Raw genomic sequence first — 16,092 nt, 5'->3', positions numbered from 1 at the left:
CATTCTATGATCAGGATGAGGGCGGAAGACGGCATGGAGATAATGCCCTATTATATGCCGACACGTCTGCCATGTTTACCCACGCGACAGCAGCCATCCCTTCACGAGAGCATAGAGCGCCGGAATAACCAGCAGGGTCAGCACGGTCGACGAGACCATGCCGCCCACCATGGGGGCCGCGATCCGGCGCATGACCTCGGACCCGGTGCCGGCGCTCCACAGGATGGGCACAAGGCCCGCCATGATCGCCGTGACCGTCATCATTTTCGGCCGCACGCGCTCCACCGCGCCGTGCATGATCGCAGCCCTCAAGTCCGCGCGCGTCAGTGCGCGCCCTTCGGCCTGGGCCCTGCCGCTGACGTCTGCCAAGGCATTGTCGAGATAGATCAGCATGATCACGCCCGTCTCGGACGCGACACCCGCGAGGGCGATGAACCCCACCACGACAGCGACACTGACATTGTAGCCCAACCACCAGGTCAGCCAGATCCCACCGACCAGCGCAAACGGCACCGACAGCAGCACGATCAGCGTCTCCGTGATCCGTCCGAAATTGAGATAGAGCAGCACGAAGATCAGAACCAGCGTTGCCGGCACGACCAGCTTCAGCCGCGCCATGGCGTGCTGCATATATTCAAACTGGCCGCTCCACGCGACGCGGTATCCCTGCGGGAGCGTAACCCGCTCGCGCACGGCGCGGGCCGCGTCGTTGACGTAGCCGCCGATATCGCGTCCGTTCAGGTCCACATAGACATAGGCGACAAGCTGGGCATCCTCGGTGCGGATCGAGGGCGGTCCCCCGGTGAGACGGATCACCGCCACCTGCCCCAGCGGGATCATCGCCCCGCCCGGCGTCGGCAGCAGCACCTGTTCGGCGATCGCCTGCGGGTCATCGCGCAGGTCACGCGGGTAGCGGACGCTCACGCCGTAACGCTCGCGCCCTTCCACGGTCGTCGTGACCGTCTGGCCGCCGAGCGCCGTGGCCACCACCTGCATCACATCGTCGACCGACAGGCCATAGCGCGCGATCGCGTTCCGGTCGGGTATAATCTCCAGATAGTGGCCACCCTCCAGGCGCTCGGCAAACGCACTGGTGGTTCCGGGAATGGTGCGCACGACCTGCTCGACCTGTTCCGCAATTCTGGCGAGCTGTCCCAGATCCGGCCCGAACACCTTCACCCCCACCGGGGTACGAATCCCCGTGGCGAGCATGTCGATGCGGGCGCGGATCGGCTGCGTCCACGCGTTGCTCACCCCCGGCAGGTCAAGCGCCCGGTTCATGTCGGCCTTCAGTTGGTCCGGGGTCATGCCGGCCGGCCATTCGCTTTGCGGCTTGAGAGTGATCACCGTCTCGAACATTTCCGTGGGCGCCGGATCGGTGGCCGTCGCCGCGCGCCCGGCCTTGCCGAACACCGACTGGACCTCGGGAAAGCTCTTGATGATGCGGTCCTGACCCTGCAGCAGCTCGACCGCCTTGGTGACCGAGAGACCTGGCGGCGTGACCGGCATGTAGAGCCATGTCCCCTCGTTCAGATCGGGCATGAACTCGCTGCCCAGATGGGCCGCCGGATAGATCGTACCGGCGCCAATCCCGATCGCAAGGAGGACGAGCAGGACCGGTCCCCGCAGCACGACGCGGATTACGGGACGATAGAGCGCGATCAGCACGCGATTGATCGGATTACGCGCTTCGGGAAGGATGCGGCCGCGCACGAAGGCCAGCATCAGGACCGGCACCAGCGTCACCGCGAGCAGCGCGCCGCCCGCCATGGAAAAGGTCTTTGTGTATGCGAGCGGCTTGAACAATCGTCCTTCCTGCCCCTCCAGGGCGAACACCGGCAGGAAGGACACGGTGATGATCAGCAGGCTGAAGAACAGCGACGGCCCGACCTCGTTCGCCGCCGCCAGCAGCGCCGGGCCACGCGCTTCACCGGGCGCCAGCCGCTCCACGTGCTTGTGCGCATTTTCGATCATCACGATCGCCGCATCCACCATCGCCCCGAGCGCGATGGCGATGCCGCCCAGACTCATGATGTTCGACCCGACACCGATCATGTGCATGGCCAGGAAAGCGAACAGGACGCCGACAGGCAGGGTCACGATCGCGACCAGCGCACTGCGGACGTGCAGCAGGAAGACGACGCAGACGAAGGAGACGATGAGACTCTCCTCGATCAGCGTGTGCCGGAGCGTGGCGATGGCACGCAGGATCAGGGCCGAGCGATCATAGACCGGCACAATGGAAACGCCCGGCGGCAGGCTAGGCAGCAGCTCGGCGATCCGCTGCCTGACGCTCCGGATCGTCGTCAAGGCATCCGCTCCGTCGCGCTTGACGACGATGCCGCCGACCGCCTCTCCCACACCGTCCAGTTCCGCGATGCCGCGCCGCTCGTCGGGGCCGAGTTCGACGCGCGCGACGTCTCCCACCGTGACTGGCGTTCCGACGGCGTCGACCTTCAGCACGATCCGCTCCAGATCGCGGACATCGCGCACATAGCCCCGACCGCGCACCATATATTCCGTTTCGGTCAGCTCGATGGTGCGACCGCCGACATCCTGATTGCCCTGCCGCACCGCATCGCCCACGCGCGACAGCGGGATACCGTAGGCCTGGAGCTTCCGGGGATCGACGACGATCTGATATTGCCGTTCGAACCCGCCAATGGCGGCCACCTCGGCGACGCCGGACGCCTTGGTCAATTGAAAGCGGATCACCCAATCCTGCAGGCTGCGCAATTCCGCCAGCGTGCGCTGTTTACCCTGGACGACATATTCGTAGACCCAGCCGACACCGGTTGCATCCGGCCCCAGCGACGGCGTGACACCCGCGGGCAGGCGCTTCTGCGCGAAATTGAGATATTCCAGCACGCGCGAACGCGCCCAGTAGAGATCGGTACCGTCGTCGAAGACGACGTAGACGAACGACGTGCCGAACGTCGAAAAACCGCGCACCACTTTCGAATGCGGCACGGCCAGCAACGCCGTGGTCAAGGGATAGGTGACCTGATCCTCGACGACCTGCGGCGCCTGGCCGGGATAGTCGGTATAGACGATCACCTGCGTGTCCGAGAGATCGGGAATGGCATCGAGCGGCGTGTTCATCACCGCCCAGACACCAGCCCCCACGAGGAACAACGTTGCCAGTATCACCAGCAGCGGGTTACGCGCCGACACCGCAATGATTCTGGCAATCATCGACCGGCACTCCCTGCCCGGGCAGGCTTGCTGTCCGGCACGGTAAAGGCCTGTAGGGCGGCGCGCAGATTACTTTCGGAATCGATCAGAAAGTTGGCGCCGACCACCACGCTTTCCCCCGCCTTCAGGCCATCCAGGATCTGAGCCTCGTCATTGCCACGCGCGCCGACGCGCACCGAACGGGGTGCAAAACGGCCCTCCCCCGTTTCGACCAGCACAACCTGACGGGTGCCGCTGTCGATAACCGACGAGGACGGCACGACCAGCACCGGCCCCGCCATGGACGCAGGGACATCGATCGCGATATCGGCATACATGCCTGCCCGCAGCACACTATCCGCATTCGGCAACACGATCCGGATACGTCCGGTTCGCGTCTCGGTGGAGACGCTCGGATAGAGGAAATCGACGGTTCCGTCGAAGCGACGACCGGGAAAGGCGACAAGGCTGGCGTGCGCCTGCTGACCGACCCGCACCGCGCCCAGATCCTGCTCCTGCACTTCGGCAATCAGCCAGATCGGTGCGGTCGCCGCCGTCCGGTACAGCGGTTGGTCCGGCCCGACGCGCGCGCCCTCCACCGCCATCTTTTCGGTCACGACCCCGTCCGCCGGCGCAACGACCGGGATGTGCCGCACGGCATGCCGGGTGCGTCGCAGCCGCGCGATTTCGGTCTCAGGCGCCCCAAGAGAGCGCAGGCGCTCCAGCGCGGCCGTTGCCATAGCCGGGTCCAAACTGGTGGCAATCAGATATTCCTGCTCGGATGCAACCAGATCCGGCGCGTAGATTTCGGCCATGACCTGGCCACGCCAGACAGGATCGCCTGTGGCAGCGATATCGAGATGCTCGACCCAGCCGCCGACCCTGCTTGTCACCAAGGCGATGCGCCGTTCATCGAACTGGGCAATGCCGGTGGCATGCACGCTGCGGTTCAGCACCGGCTGCACTGCGGCAACGGAAGTCCGCACGCCGAGGATCTGCAAACGACCGGGCGGCACAAAAACCGTTCCCGCATCCCGGATCTCGTTCTCATAGACAGGGAGGTACGCCATCCCCATGGCATCTTTCTTCGGCACCGGCGAAGTGTCGGGCAGCCCCATGGGATTGCGATAAAATAGCACCCGGCCACGATCCGCCGACCGGGCCGAGGGACCGGAGGATCGCGAGGACGCGGCACCAGACCCCTGTGACCCGTCAGCATAGACCGGAACATAATCCCGACCCTCCGACGTCTTCTTCGGATTGGCGGAATAGGCGGGCTTGCCGTCCGGATCCTGGTAATAGAGTGGCGTTCGGTCAGTCGCCGTCGCCGGTCCTGGCGTAGCGGTCGAAAGCGGGAGCAACGCCAGGACCAGGGACAGAAGACGCACCTTCACAGATCACCCCCGATCAGGCGCTCGATGGTGGCCAGTTCCGTCTGTTCGTCGGTCTCGGTCCGGAGAAGCTCCAGCTCGGTGTCGTGCATCTGATGTTCCGCCGCGATCGCTGCCGCGAGATCGCCATGCCCCTGGCTGTAGCTGGCCAGCGTCGTCCGCGAGAGCGCGTCCGCCTGCGGCATACGCTGGCGACGGAGGAGGCTCTCCACATCGCGCGCCGCCTTGAGGCGGGCCAAGGCTTCGGCCAAGGCTGCCTGGATGGTCGCCATCGTTCCGTCGCGACGGCGCTCGGCGGCATCAAGGCGCGCGGTCTGCGCGTCTTCGTCGGCGCGCTTGGCACCGAACTGCACGGGGATGCTCAGCGAGACCATGGCGCTGAACCCCGTCGGGGCATTGGTCTGCACGACCGGGCCGCCGCCGACCGTCACATCGGGATACCAGGCCCGCTCGGCCAGCCGTCTCCGGCTTTCCGCCTCGTCGATTGCCGCGCTGTTCGCATGGACGGCGCCATTCCCGCTGCGCGCCCGGTCGAGCAAGCTCTCCACGCGCGGCAGAACCGCTGGGATCGGACGTAGCCGCATGGGCTCGGCCAATGGGGCGCCCGGGGGGCGGGCCAGCAGCGCATTCAGTTGGGCGGCGGCGGACTCTCGCTCGGCCTCCAGCCGGCTCGCCTCGATGACGGTGTTCGTCTCCTCCTCCTGGGCCTGGATCACGCCCGATTGGGCACCGTCGCCCTGGCCGTAGCGCACCATGGTCGCCTGCCGCATCTTGCGGGCGAGCGTCTGGATCTGCCGGTTGACCACCAGCGCGCGGGTAAAAGCGTAATAGCGCGCGAAGGCAATTTTGATCTGCGCGTCGAGTTCGTCCTGGGCGGCCCGCTCCCGGCCGCGCGCCGCGTCCACCTCGGACAGCGCCGCACGATGACGCAGATCCCGCTTTCCCCCGAGCGGGAAAGTTTGCGAGATCGTGATGAAGTTCATGCTGAACAGGCCGCCGGAGTGATAATTCTGGTAATTCTCCGTCAGCACCGGATCGTCCAGCGCACCGGCCGCTTCCGCCTGGGCCGCAGCGGCGGTCGTATCGAGTCCGGCGGCCCGCACCGCGGGGTTCAGGCGCTCGCCGAGCGCGAGCAGGCTCTCTACGGTGGCACCCGGCGGCCCTTCAGCCGCACGAGCAGCCCCGGATGAAACGATAAGAGCAGCCGCAGCCAGGAGCAGGCGCCCCGCCGCGTCACGGTTCCGCCGGGTTGCCATGCTATTTCTCCAGCGTGACAACAACGGAACCGCGCACCGTCTCGGTTTCACCCTGCACCTTGGCCGCGAGCGTGATCGCCCACGGGCCGGGAGCACCGGCATCGAGGTCGATACGATAGAGCCCATCGCCTGACGCCGGCTCGATGGTCGTGGGCGAGGTCATCGTCGCCATGCCCATGGGGCTCATGTCGGCCTTGCTCTCGAAGATGACGGCGTCCATGACCGGCTTGCCGTCGGGCACATGCACAAGCCGCACGATCATGACAGCCTTGTCACCGCTCAGATGTGCCTGCTTGCCGGCAGCCTCGAAACGATAATCCGTCGCTGCCGCGAATGTCGGTGACACAAAGGCACCGGTCACGACGACGCAGGAGGCGAGCGCCAACGCACCCGCGATCAGATATGTACGCATGATAATGGAATCCTTCCCGCCCCGGAAATCCGGGGATAGAGCGCTGATCGACGTCCGGTTGCGGTCAGGACGCGCGAATACGCGCGCTCCTGAACGCAGGACGTGCGGAAACCAACGCCGTCACGGCGCCGGTGGGATCAGGCGGTTCTGGGAGGGAAGGAAAGCGGCTCGGGCGAGCGGCCGACAGGAACACGTTCGGCAAGGCTATAGGCGATCATGCTGTAGCGGACCGGGCTTCCGATCGCCGCGGCCTGCGTTGGGCGATCAGGCACGCCGAGGCACTGCATGGTTTTCAGGCACTCCGGCGTCATGCCCTTGAACGGTGCGGTCGTTCCGGCGGGATGCATCGAGACCGACCCATCACAGCATGGCATGGCCGCATCCAGGCTCGTGGCCTGCTCGGCATTCTGCGGCGGCATAGCCTGCACGGTGGCCGCGCCCATAAAGGCAAGACCAACGATAACGAATACCAGACGTCGGAGAAAGCACCACCGCATACCGGCCATCATCTCGCAAACAGGCAAAGGGGGCAATCTCTTATGCACGGAGCGGAAGTCATGCCGCGCTCTTGGGCCGGTCGTTTGGGCTGGGACATCCCTCGCCACGCGAGGCCGGGCAACTCACTTGAATGTCCGATCTGCGGAAGGGACTCGGCCGATCCGCGTCCTCCATCCCTCCGCGCACCACAGATACTTGACCAGTGCCGCGATCGCGAGCACGAGCACGATCAGCGTGAGCAGGCCGAACAGGCCCATGCCCCATCCCATGCCCTGCATGCAGTTTGTCATCATGACGGCCTCCCATGAGGCAATGATGCGGCCCGGCATGGCGATCCGCACGAACCATGACGACGTTGGCATTGTCCCGACTGTTTTCAATGCCAAGAAGGGCATTCCCGGATGCGTTCCCCGCACGTCGCGAAGAACGACGTCATCGCCCGCACGCATCTGGCGGAGATCGACGGCAAGATGCGTGACTTGCAGGCCCTGCGTCGGGAACTGGTCGCGATGATCGGGCAATGCCACCATGGCACCGTCGCCGACTGCCGTATCATTGAGGCGTTGGCACCGCGTCAGTGAGCGTGGCCGTGCCGATGATGCAGGTCGGGATAATGCGGATGCCGATGGACCATCGGCATGTGCCGGTGCCGATGCGTGTGCGGTTCGCCCGTCGGATCGCCAGGCCCGTGCGCATGCTGATGGTGTTCGTCATGGCGATGCCGGTGCTCATGTTCCATGGCCTCGTGCGCATGCTCGTGATCGTGGCGCTCCGACAGGTGGAGCCACAACCCGAAACCCATCAGGCCGCCGGCGATCAGCAACCTCAGCGACAAGGGATCGTGGAGCACCACAACCGCCAGCAGCGCGCCGACGAACGGCGCAAGCGAGAAATAGGCCCCCGTGCGCGCGGCACCGAGATGGCGCAGGGCCAGCACGAACAGGACAAGGCTCACCCCGTAACCCATGAACCCCACGGCTCCAGCGGCGCCGAGTCCCCCGACAGTCGGCAGGACACCGCCCCTCCCGAACGCCAGCAGAAGATTGACCGTCCCTGCGACCAGCCCCTTGAGCATTGCGATCTGCATCGGATCGGCCGCAGAAAGTTTGCCGGTCAAGTTGTTGTCGATCCCCCAGCACAGGCAGGCCGCTGCGATGAACAGGGCGCCCTGGTCAAGCATCGCATGCCCCTGCCATGATAATAACGCGGCGCCCGAGAGAATGGCGAAGGCGCCCAGCAGAAGCCGCCGGTCCACGTTCTCGCGGAATACGATCCAGGCAATCCCCATCGTCGCCAGCCCTTCGAGATTGAGCAACAGCGACGCGCTGGCCGCGTCGGTGCGCGCCAGCCCCAGCATCAACAGCAATGGGCCGGCAATCCCACCCGCCAGGATCACCAACGCCAACCAGGGCAAGTCCCCACGCCGCAACGGCGCTTCCGCAACGGGGCGTCCACGCATCCAGCGCAACAGATGCACCGCCGCCAGACCGATCCCGGAACCGAGATAGAGCAGCCCGGCCATCATCCACGGATCGACGGAGCCAAGGAGAAGCTTGGCGAACGGTGTGCTGGCTCCAAACAGGATCGCGGACAATAATGCGAAAAGGATGCCAATGCGGTTCATGGCCCGATCCTACCGCACGGTGGCTCAATCGAGAATGGGCCCCGCTGCAAGCGATGAGCAGACTACCGCCCGCGCTCTACGCTTCGATTTTGATGATAACGTGCCGGTTTTCCAAATGGATACACGATGCATGGACCGCACCGTCAAACGGCGATCGTCACATTACTGGCCAGGACGACACCATTACTTCATCGCCGCTGCCGCCCCAGGTCTATGTCGAACCGTCTCCGCAGCATGCCAGTCGCCCATGTTCCTGAACCGGCGGGCAAGGAACGTCGCCATAGGAGCAGAAGACGCAGCAATCCCCCGGCTTCGGTTTCAAGACGACGCCACAATGCGGGCAATCGTAAAAGAACTGGCAGGCATCGGTCGGCATGGTTTCCAGTGATTGCTGGCCACATGCGGGACAGGTCAGAAGCGAGGCAGGCCGAATCATCTTACAGACAGGCTCCTGAGCAGGACGGGTTCCAGGCGTGGCCACACCAATGCCGCCAGCACGATGAGCGCGGTGGCAAAGGATAGCATCTGGATAACCCCGATGCGTCGCCGGATAGACCCACTTTCCACACCCGCACAACAGACCCTGGCCTGCCGCCGATTGAGCGCCCAGGCGCTGACCAGCGCCGCGACCGCCAGCGCAATCAATGGCACGCGCCATGGCGCAAGTCTCGACAGAACACTGAAAACCCCCGCACCGGCGCCCAGAGAAGCGAAGGCGAGCGGAATGAGGCAGCAGGACGACGCGATCAGCGCACCCACACCGGCGGCCATACCGCCCGCGACACACAGGACTCCACCTCTTTCCATGCCCATGCGGCTACGTGATGTTCGTTGAGGCAGGTCCGCCGTCTCATCCATGATCGTCACTTTCCCATTGCGTCGCGCTTCATGCTACACCCCGTAGTGGCTACGGACTCAAGAGCAGGAGTGACGCATGGTCGCCATCACGATCGGCAAGCTGGCATCGGAAACCGGCGTTCATCTGGAGACGGTGCGCTACTATGAGCGCATCGGCCTCATTCCCGCGCCGCGAAGGGCGCGTAATGGCTATCGCCATTATCGGGCCGAGGATGTCAGGCGCCTGTCATTCGTCCGACGCGCGCGGGATCTTGGTTTCGACATCGAGGAAATCAGAACCCTGCTCGCCTTGGCAGAACCCGGCCTACCCTCCTGCGACGAGGTCAGAACACTCGCCATAGCTCATCTGGGCGACATCCAGAGCAAGATCTCCGACCTGCAACGGCTCGCATCGCTCCTGACAACAAGCATCGAACAATGCCGTGAGTCGGAGGCCCTGACTTGCCCGGTGCTCGATATGCTGGGTGCCTCTGCGATCGGAAGCACGCCCAACCCGTGACGTATCGTTCCGGGAGGCGGTTAAGGTCTTGGCGTGGGTCCAATAATGGCGTCCGATCCGCGGCAGGCTACCCGCGCAAGAACCCAATCGCCACCGGCTCGATCCGTGGCCAGAGCCATGCAAGACACCCCATGATCGTGGCGAACCCCATGATGCCGAGCGTCTGCCAGCCAGGCCTGTGTCCTGTCTGGTACGCCTGATAACCCACCCAGAACCAACCGACAGCAACCGCCAGGATCGCGACCGGCGTCAGCCAGCGATAGGCGTTGGCGAACCAGGCGAGAATACCGCCTACTGACCCGAGGATCGCGGCCGGCAGCGCGAGCGGCACGACGCAGCACACGCCGCAGGCCAGCGCCGCACTGGACGCCGTCATGGCAACCGCGCTGGCCGCCTTGTTTCCCGATGCGCTCGCCTCGCTCATGCGCCGCACTCCGCCGCGCACCCGCAGGTCTTTTTCATCGGCGCGGTTGCTGGCTGACTGCGCGACGCAAACTGCTCAAGCAGCGTTTCCGCAGCCTCACGCGCATACTCCGGGGCAGTAATCGTCAGAGTCAGCGCATCCATACGTTCAGCGATGTCAAACGCGAGGAACGCGCAACAGGTTCGTTCGCCTTCGACCATACGCGCGATATCGTCCCGTGCGGCAGGATCATAATCCAGCACGAGATGAAGACCATCTCGGTGCGCTGACCGAAGCGCCCTGGCGTTGAGACTGGCGATCCACTCCAGCCGCCTCGCCAGATCGCTGTTCTCCAGTGTGCAGGCAAGTGGGGCAGGCTCGTTTGGCTTCGTCACGATACTCTCCTCGATGCCGTTCCGCCCGTTCGCGTGACGGTCTGGCGCTTGTTTACGAGTTCAAGTAACTTGAGGTTCAAGATATTTTTTACGCGAGTTTCCCCCCATGCCCGGATACAAGATCGGCGAGTTGGCCGAGCGCACCCGTACCAATGCCCCCACGATCCGCTATTATGAAGAGATCGGCCTGCTTCCACGTCCGGAACGACAGGAAGGCAATCAGCGGCGTTATGCTGAAGACGATGTTCGACGGCTTACCTTCATTCGGCGCTGCCGGGCGTTTGGCTTTTCGATCGATCAGGTTCGGGCATTGGTCGAATTGGTACAGGACCGTACGCGATCCTGTGCGGAAGCCCGCGACCTCGCGCATACTCACCTGATGGACGTCCGGGCGAAGTTGCGCGAATTGAAGGCGCTCGAGAAAAGCATCGCCGGGTTCGTCGCGACCTGCGACGCACAATGCGCCGGCGGTCCCGGCTCCGAGTGCGTGATTCTTGACGAACTTGCCACCATCGAGCCGGCGGGGAACCGCGCATGCTGCGAAAGTGCGGTCTGATCTTCGCCTATAATCCATCTTCGGATGGGAGAAACCTGATAGAACGAAAGAGATAAAAACGATGAATTCCACACCACCGAACGACATGGCCGGCACCCTGCGACGGGTCATCTCTCTCGTGGGACTTCTGAATCTTGCCTATTTTGGCATCGAATTCACGGTAGCGCTTGCCATCGGCTCGGTCTCCCTGTTCGCGGATAGCGTCGATTTCCTGGAAGACGCCTCCGTCAATTTCCTGATCGTAGCGGCACTCGGCTGGACGGCGCGCAGCCGGGCGCGGGTCGGAATGGCCCTTGCCGCTATCCTGCTGGTTCCGGCGCTCGCGACGCTCTGGACCGCATGGCAAAAATTCAATCTTCCGACACCGCCCCAGCCGCTCGTCCTGTCGGTGACAGGATTGGGGGCGCTTGTGGTAAATTTCTCCTGTGCGCTCATGCTGACCCGCTATCGCTATCATGCAGGCAGTCTGACGCGCGCTGCCTTCCTGTCGGCGCGCAACGACGTGCTGGCCAATATCGCGATCATCGTCGCAGGCCTGGTCACGGCCTTTCTGTGGCACGCCGCATGGCCGGACCTACTTGTCGGGCTCGGTATCGCCGCGATGAACGCCGACGCCGCCCGCGAAGTCTGGCAGGCCGCGCGCAATGAGCACCGCGCGGCAGCATAGCCCCCTCAATTTACGTCCGGGGCGCGAACAGGATCAGGCTGGCCCCGCCGAGGCACACTAGGGCACCAACAATCTCCCACCGGTCCGGGGTGCGCCCCTCGACCAGTCGCATCCACATGAGCGAGGCGGTGATGTAGACGCCGCCATAGGCTGCATAGGCCCGCCCCGCCGTATCCGTATCGATACGGGTCAGCAGAAAGGCGAACAGGACCAGCGACACCATGCCCGGAACGAGAACCAGCGGCGAACGCCCCAGCCGGAGCCAGCTCCAGAAGGCGAAGCATCCGCCGATCTCTGCAAAACCCGCGACGACATAGATGATGAAAGGTAGCACAAACCCCACTGTTACATACTTTCCAGTCAGGATCGTGAAGCAGCCACTCCACGATCACCATATCCCGCCATTTGAATGGCCCCGGGTTTTCGGAGACGTTTTCTATCCGGTTTAAGCGGCCAATGCATGCGATTTCTGTTGTGCATGGAAACGTGCCTCAGCCACTTCTGGCGGGATGTTTCCAATGGATGACAGAAGGCAACGATTATTGATCCAATTGACCCATTTAGAGGTGGCCAGTTCGATGCCGCCACGGGGCAGACACCACAAGGTTTGGCAAACGCGGCTTTGGAGTGGATACGCTGCGGATTACGGAGCGGCTCCGCGCCCGGCGGTTCAGGCCGAGCGAAAGTCCTGCTGCGGCTAAATCAGTTCTTCGCGATTTTTGACGTGTGCGTGTCGGTCCAGAATGATGACGTCGCCATGCTTCGCCTTCTCCTCGGGCTCGATGTGAATGTTGATCACAGCCTGCCCGAGCTGTGTCCTGAGTGCGTGCTCGATGTGGTCGCAGATCTCATGCGCCCTGCCGACGGTCATCCCCGTCGGGACCACGAGATGAAATTCAATGAATGTCGTGTTGCCCGCGACACGCGCCCGCACGTCGTGGGCTTCGATCGCCCCTGATGCATTCCCTGCGATCGTCCGGTCCAGGCGTGAAATCAATTCGGGATCGGAGACTTCATCCATCAGCCCGGCGACGGCTTCCCGCACGACACCATAACCTGCCCAAAGGATATTGACTGCGACCAGGCCGCCGATGGCCGGGTCAAGCCGGAGCCAACCAGTCACCGGGATCAGCGCAAAAGCGATCAGGACCGCAATGGTCGTCCAGACGTCCGTCAGGATGTGCCGGCCGCCCGCGACGAGCGCGGGCGACTTCCACTGCTTGCCATTGCGGATCAGTAGCAGCGCCCAGAACAGGTTTATAACCCCGGCGCTGCCATTCAGGGCCAAGCCCAGAAGCGGCGTGTCCGGTGCTTTCGGGTGCTGCCAGCCGATCCAGGCTTCCTGGAAGATCAGAATTGCCGTTGCGAGCACGAGGCCACCCTCGATGATCGCGCTCAGATATTCCGCTTTCTGGTGGCCATAGGGATGGTTTGCGTCTGCGGGTTGTGCGCTGACCCACAGGGCGATAAGCGCGCCGACGGCGGCCGCTACATTGACGATTGTTTCCAGCGCATCCGAGTAAAGCGCGATGCTGCCCGTCATCCAGTAGGCGGCAAGCTTCAGGGCCAGAACGACCAGACTGACGGCAAGTGTGCCCCATGCGGTCTTTATGGTGCGGTTCATGGGGACTACTCCTGCATGCTGCGACCCGTTTGCGATACTCGATGATTTGTTTACGACGCTTTGCACCCTGCCTCCGTGCCGAGATGTTCTGACGTGCATAAAGAATGATCGCTCAGGACCTGAATGATCCGACAGGTCCCGATTGTGTTGCATGAACACTGATCCAACATGCGTTGCAATTCGCCCTGGAGAGCCGTCAGGCGGGCAATACGGTTCCTGACCTCGATCAATTGGCGTTTTGCTATCTCATATGCGGCCATACAGTTTTGATTGGGATCGTCAGCAAGATCTAGTAATTCACGGATTTCATCTAGTGAAAATCCAAGTTCCCGCGCATGGCGAATAAAACTCAGGCGTTTTTTTGCTTCCTCTCCATAGACACGCTGCCCTCCTTCACTTCGGTCGGGCTCCTCAAGGATGCCGATCTGCTCGTAATAGCGGATGGTCGGCACCTTGACGCCAGTTGACCCGGATAATTTTCCGATACTGAACATAAAAGCCCCCTTGAACCTCTAGCGACTAGAGGAAGTAGATAACGGATTCGCTGCTGGGTGAACAGGAGAATCCGGATGCCGGACAGGCGCGAGTGGGATGTCACGGGCATGGACTGTGCTGCTTGTGTCAGCAAGGTGAAGGGCGCGCTTGGTCAAATCGCAGGCGTCCAGAATGTAGAGATTTCCCTGGTGTCTCAGAAACTGCGACTGACCATGGATGAGAATGCGATTTCCGTGACCAAAGTCGAAGAGATGGTCAGGAGCCTGGGATATGGTATCCGGCGCCTCAATCCTGCCACTGTAGCTGACATTGTATTTGCTCAGGATGCGACGAATGACGCCGGCGCGCCTGATACGCCCTGGTATAAAACCGGAAAGGGACGACTTGTTGTCACGACCGGTATTTTGTTGGTGCTGGCCTGGGGTATCAGCCTGATCGCACCAAACGAGATGAAACCCTGGCCATTTGTCGGGGCCTGCCTGGTAGGGCTTTTTCCGGTTGCCCGCCGCGCCTTAGCCTCGCTCCGGGTTGCTCAGCCGTTTTCCATCGAAGCCCTGATGATGATCGCGGCGATCGGTGCGCTATTTATCGGCGCGGCCCAGGAGGCTGCACTCGTCGTCTTCCTCTTCGCGGTCGGGGAACTCCTTGAGGGCGTTGCCGTCAGTCATGCCCGTGATGGTATCCGCGCGCTCGGAGCGTTGGTACCGAAAATCGCCTTGCGCGAAGACACTGCCGGTATCCGGGAGGTTCCTGCTGTCGAACTCCGACTAGGCGATGTGGTCCTGGTCCGGCCGGGAGACCGCATTCCGGCGGATGGAGAGATTATTTCCGGCGTAAGTGGCATTGATGAAAGTCCGGTCACTGGTGAGAGCGTGCCAGTGTCGCGTGGGCCGACGGATGCCGTCTTCGCCGGCTCGGTCAACACGGAAGCTGCGTTGCGGGTTCGCGTGACCCGCACTGCGGCGGACAACACCATCTCCCGCATCATCCATCTTGTAGAGCAGGCCGAGGAGGCACGCGCACCGACTCAACGGTTCATCGACCGCTTCAGCCGTTGGTACATGCCGACGATCGTCGTGCTTTCGGCGGTCGTCGTATGCCTTCCCCCACTGGCGTTTGCTCAGGCTTGGTCGGTCTGGGTTTATCGCGGGTTGTCCCTTCTGCTGATTGGTTGCCCCTGCGCGCTCGTCATATCGGTTCCCGCAGCCATAGCGTCCGCGCTGGCCCTGGGGGCACATAACGGGCTGCTCATCAAGGGAGGAGCGGTCATCGAGGCCACTGCGCGGGTGAAGACAGTCGCACTCGACAAGACTGGAACCCTCACACTGGGACGGCCTGACGTCACCGACATCATCGTGCTGGACAGCTTGCCCGAAACTCAGGTTCTTGCTGTCGCCGCCGCCGTTGAAGGCGCGTCCAGCCATCCATTGGCCCAGGCTATCCTGCGCCGAGCCCAGAGTAACGGGCCGGGTATCGACATTCCCGTTGCACAGGAGAGCAGGGCAATTCCCGGAAGAGGGGTGACAGGCCGCATTGACGGAATGGATTTCACGATCTCCAGCCCCCTTCAGGCGGTACGCGACGGCGCGTTGTCAGCTACTGACACCGCACGTGCCACCGAACTTGAGGCGGAAGGAAAAACCGTTGCCGTCTTGTATGGTGACAAGGCACTCGCGTTGATTGCCCTCCGTGACGAGCCGCGCGCGGACGCGGCAGAAGCCATGCGCCAGTTACGCAACCTCGGTATTACGCCGGTCATCCTGACGGGCGACAATAGCCGGACAGCCGCCGCGATCGCCTCAATGCTGGGGGCGCATTACAAGGCCGAACTGCTGCCGGAGCAGAAGTTGGCCGAAATACGGGCTCTGGCCGCGCAGGGCGGTGTTATGATGGTCGGAGATGGCATCAACGACGCGCCTGCACTCAAACAGGCAACTGTCGGGGTCGCAATCGGCTCGGGGACCGATGTTGCCCTGGAGGCAGCCGACGCCGCCATCCTGCGGAACAGAGTCTCCGATATTCCAGCGCTGATCCGCCTCGCCCGTTCGACCATGCGAAATGTTCGTCAAAATGTCTCGATCGCTCTTGGGCTGAAAGGAGTGTTCCTGATTGCCACCATCGCGGGGCTGACAGGGCTCTGGATCGCCATTGCGGCCGATACCGGGGCAACCGTTCTCGTCACCCTCAACGCGCTGAGGCTGCTGCGCTCCCGCAGCCTCGATGCAACATCGTAAAATATT

Annotated in this window: 19 protein-coding genes; 5 read left to right on the top strand and 14 right to left on the bottom strand. The window is 63.1% G+C overall.

What is annotated here, in order from left to right; translation table 11 throughout:
* Positions 1 to 75: 75 nt before the first annotated feature.
* The 6 genes from PWM43_RS06895 to PWM43_RS06870 form a co-directional block, all read right to left on the bottom strand.
* On the bottom strand, positions 76 to 3,195 hold the full coding sequence (locus PWM43_RS06895; RefSeq protein WP_173576636.1) for an efflux RND transporter permease subunit: 3,120 nt from the start codon (positions 3,193 to 3,195) through the stop codon (positions 76 to 78).
* Positions 3,192 to 4,562: an efflux RND transporter periplasmic adaptor subunit gene (locus PWM43_RS06890; protein ID WP_231367964.1), complete on the bottom strand. Its 1,371-nt coding sequence runs from the start codon at positions 4,560 to 4,562 to the stop codon at positions 3,192 to 3,194. Before PWM43_RS06890 ends, PWM43_RS06895 begins: the two co-directional genes overlap by 4 nt.
* 2 nt (positions 4,563 to 4,564) lie before the next feature.
* Positions 4,565 to 5,821, bottom strand: a complete 1,257-nt coding sequence (locus tag PWM43_RS06885) for a TolC family protein (protein WP_173576637.1) — start codon at positions 5,819 to 5,821, stop codon at positions 4,565 to 4,567.
* A 1-nt stretch (position 5,822) separates the two neighbouring features.
* Positions 5,823 to 6,233: a FixH family protein gene (locus PWM43_RS06880; protein ID WP_010667677.1), complete on the bottom strand. Its 411-nt coding sequence runs from the start codon at positions 6,231 to 6,233 to the stop codon at positions 5,823 to 5,825.
* 137 nt (positions 6,234 to 6,370) lie between these two features.
* Positions 6,371 to 6,757, bottom strand: coding sequence for a hypothetical protein (locus PWM43_RS06875; RefSeq protein WP_173581638.1), 387 nt, complete (start codon positions 6,755 to 6,757; stop codon positions 6,371 to 6,373).
* A gap of 96 nt (positions 6,758 to 6,853) precedes the next feature.
* Entirely contained in the window at positions 6,854 to 7,117 is a 264-nt protein-coding gene (locus PWM43_RS06870) for an SHOCT domain-containing protein (protein WP_242011316.1), read from the bottom strand.
* Between the two features lie 15 nt (positions 7,118 to 7,132).
* Between PWM43_RS06870 and PWM43_RS06865 the strand changes: the two genes are divergently transcribed.
* Positions 7,133 to 7,312: a MerR family DNA-binding protein gene (locus PWM43_RS06865; RefSeq protein WP_010667674.1), complete on the top strand. Its 180-nt coding sequence runs from the start codon at positions 7,133 to 7,135 to the stop codon at positions 7,310 to 7,312.
* Here the strand turns inward: PWM43_RS06865 and PWM43_RS06860 are convergent.
* The 3 genes from PWM43_RS06860 to PWM43_RS06850 form a co-directional block, all read right to left on the bottom strand.
* The gene (locus PWM43_RS06860) at positions 7,306 to 8,355 is read right to left on the bottom strand and encodes a DMT family transporter (protein WP_010667673.1); all 1,050 of its coding nucleotides are present in this window, start codon (positions 8,353 to 8,355) and stop codon (positions 7,306 to 7,308) included. The two genes, PWM43_RS06865 and PWM43_RS06860, sit on opposite strands and share 7 nt — an antisense overlap.
* A gap of 211 nt (positions 8,356 to 8,566) precedes the next feature.
* Positions 8,567 to 8,791: a GDCCVxC domain-containing (seleno)protein gene (locus PWM43_RS06855; protein WP_035979039.1), complete on the bottom strand. Its 225-nt coding sequence runs from the start codon at positions 8,789 to 8,791 to the stop codon at positions 8,567 to 8,569.
* The gene (locus PWM43_RS06850; protein ID WP_231367962.1) at positions 8,788 to 9,213 is read right to left on the bottom strand and encodes a hypothetical protein; all 426 of its coding nucleotides are present in this window, start codon (positions 9,211 to 9,213) and stop codon (positions 8,788 to 8,790) included. The genes PWM43_RS06855 and PWM43_RS06850 overlap by 4 nt, the downstream gene beginning before the upstream one ends.
* A gap of 76 nt (positions 9,214 to 9,289) precedes the next feature.
* Here PWM43_RS06850 and PWM43_RS06845 point away from each other — a divergent pair, with 76 nt between their 5' ends.
* On the top strand, positions 9,290 to 9,712 hold the full coding sequence (locus PWM43_RS06845) for a MerR family transcriptional regulator (RefSeq protein ID WP_018308113.1): 423 nt from the start codon (positions 9,290 to 9,292) through the stop codon (positions 9,710 to 9,712).
* A 67-nt stretch (positions 9,713 to 9,779) separates the two neighbouring features.
* On the opposite strand, the gene PWM43_RS06840 is transcribed toward PWM43_RS06845, so the two are convergent.
* Entirely contained in the window at positions 9,780 to 10,136 is a 357-nt protein-coding gene (locus tag PWM43_RS06840; RefSeq protein ID WP_023979792.1) for a hypothetical protein, read from the bottom strand.
* Positions 10,133 to 10,510, bottom strand: a complete 378-nt coding sequence (locus tag PWM43_RS06835) for a hypothetical protein (protein ID WP_010667495.1) — start codon at positions 10,508 to 10,510, stop codon at positions 10,133 to 10,135. The genes PWM43_RS06840 and PWM43_RS06835 overlap by 4 nt, the downstream gene beginning before the upstream one ends.
* A 106-nt stretch (positions 10,511 to 10,616) precedes the next feature.
* On the opposite strand from PWM43_RS06835, the gene PWM43_RS06830 reads away from it, so the two are divergent.
* Both PWM43_RS06830 and PWM43_RS06825 read left to right on the top strand, forming a co-directional pair.
* Positions 10,617 to 11,066 carry a MerR family transcriptional regulator gene (locus tag PWM43_RS06830; RefSeq protein ID WP_010667496.1) on the top strand — a complete coding sequence of 150 codons (450 nt, stop codon included), beginning with the start codon at positions 10,617 to 10,619 and terminating at the stop codon, positions 11,064 to 11,066.
* 61 nt (positions 11,067 to 11,127) lie between these two features.
* Entirely contained in the window at positions 11,128 to 11,733 is a 606-nt protein-coding gene (locus PWM43_RS06825; RefSeq protein WP_010667497.1) for a cation transporter, read from the top strand.
* Between the two features lie 10 nt (positions 11,734 to 11,743).
* Here the strand turns inward: PWM43_RS06825 and PWM43_RS06820 are convergent, their stop codons facing one another.
* The 3 genes from PWM43_RS06820 to PWM43_RS06805 form a co-directional block, all read right to left on the bottom strand.
* Positions 11,744 to 12,076: a YnfA family protein gene (locus PWM43_RS06820; protein WP_010667498.1), complete on the bottom strand. Its 333-nt coding sequence runs from the start codon at positions 12,074 to 12,076 to the stop codon at positions 11,744 to 11,746.
* Positions 12,077 to 12,430: 354 nt separating this feature from the next.
* The gene (locus tag PWM43_RS06810; protein ID WP_018308112.1) at positions 12,431 to 13,357 is read right to left on the bottom strand and encodes a cation diffusion facilitator family transporter; all 927 of its coding nucleotides are present in this window, start codon (positions 13,355 to 13,357) and stop codon (positions 12,431 to 12,433) included.
* 50 nt (positions 13,358 to 13,407) lie between these two features.
* Positions 13,408 to 13,851, bottom strand: a complete 444-nt coding sequence (locus PWM43_RS06805; RefSeq protein WP_023979795.1) for a MerR family transcriptional regulator — start codon at positions 13,849 to 13,851, stop codon at positions 13,408 to 13,410.
* Positions 13,852 to 13,926: 75 nt separating this feature from the next.
* Between PWM43_RS06805 and PWM43_RS06800 the strand changes: the two genes are divergently transcribed.
* Positions 13,927 to 16,086: a heavy metal translocating P-type ATPase gene (locus PWM43_RS06800; protein ID WP_010666083.1), complete on the top strand. Its 2,160-nt coding sequence runs from the start codon at positions 13,927 to 13,929 to the stop codon at positions 16,084 to 16,086.
* Positions 16,087 to 16,092: the final 6 nt, after the last annotated feature.

This window comes from Brytella acorum, assembly GCF_029309905.1.
Lineage (GTDB): Bacteria > Pseudomonadota > Alphaproteobacteria > Acetobacterales > Acetobacteraceae > Brytella > Brytella acorum.
This window is presented reverse-complemented; position numbering and strand designations above follow the sequence as displayed.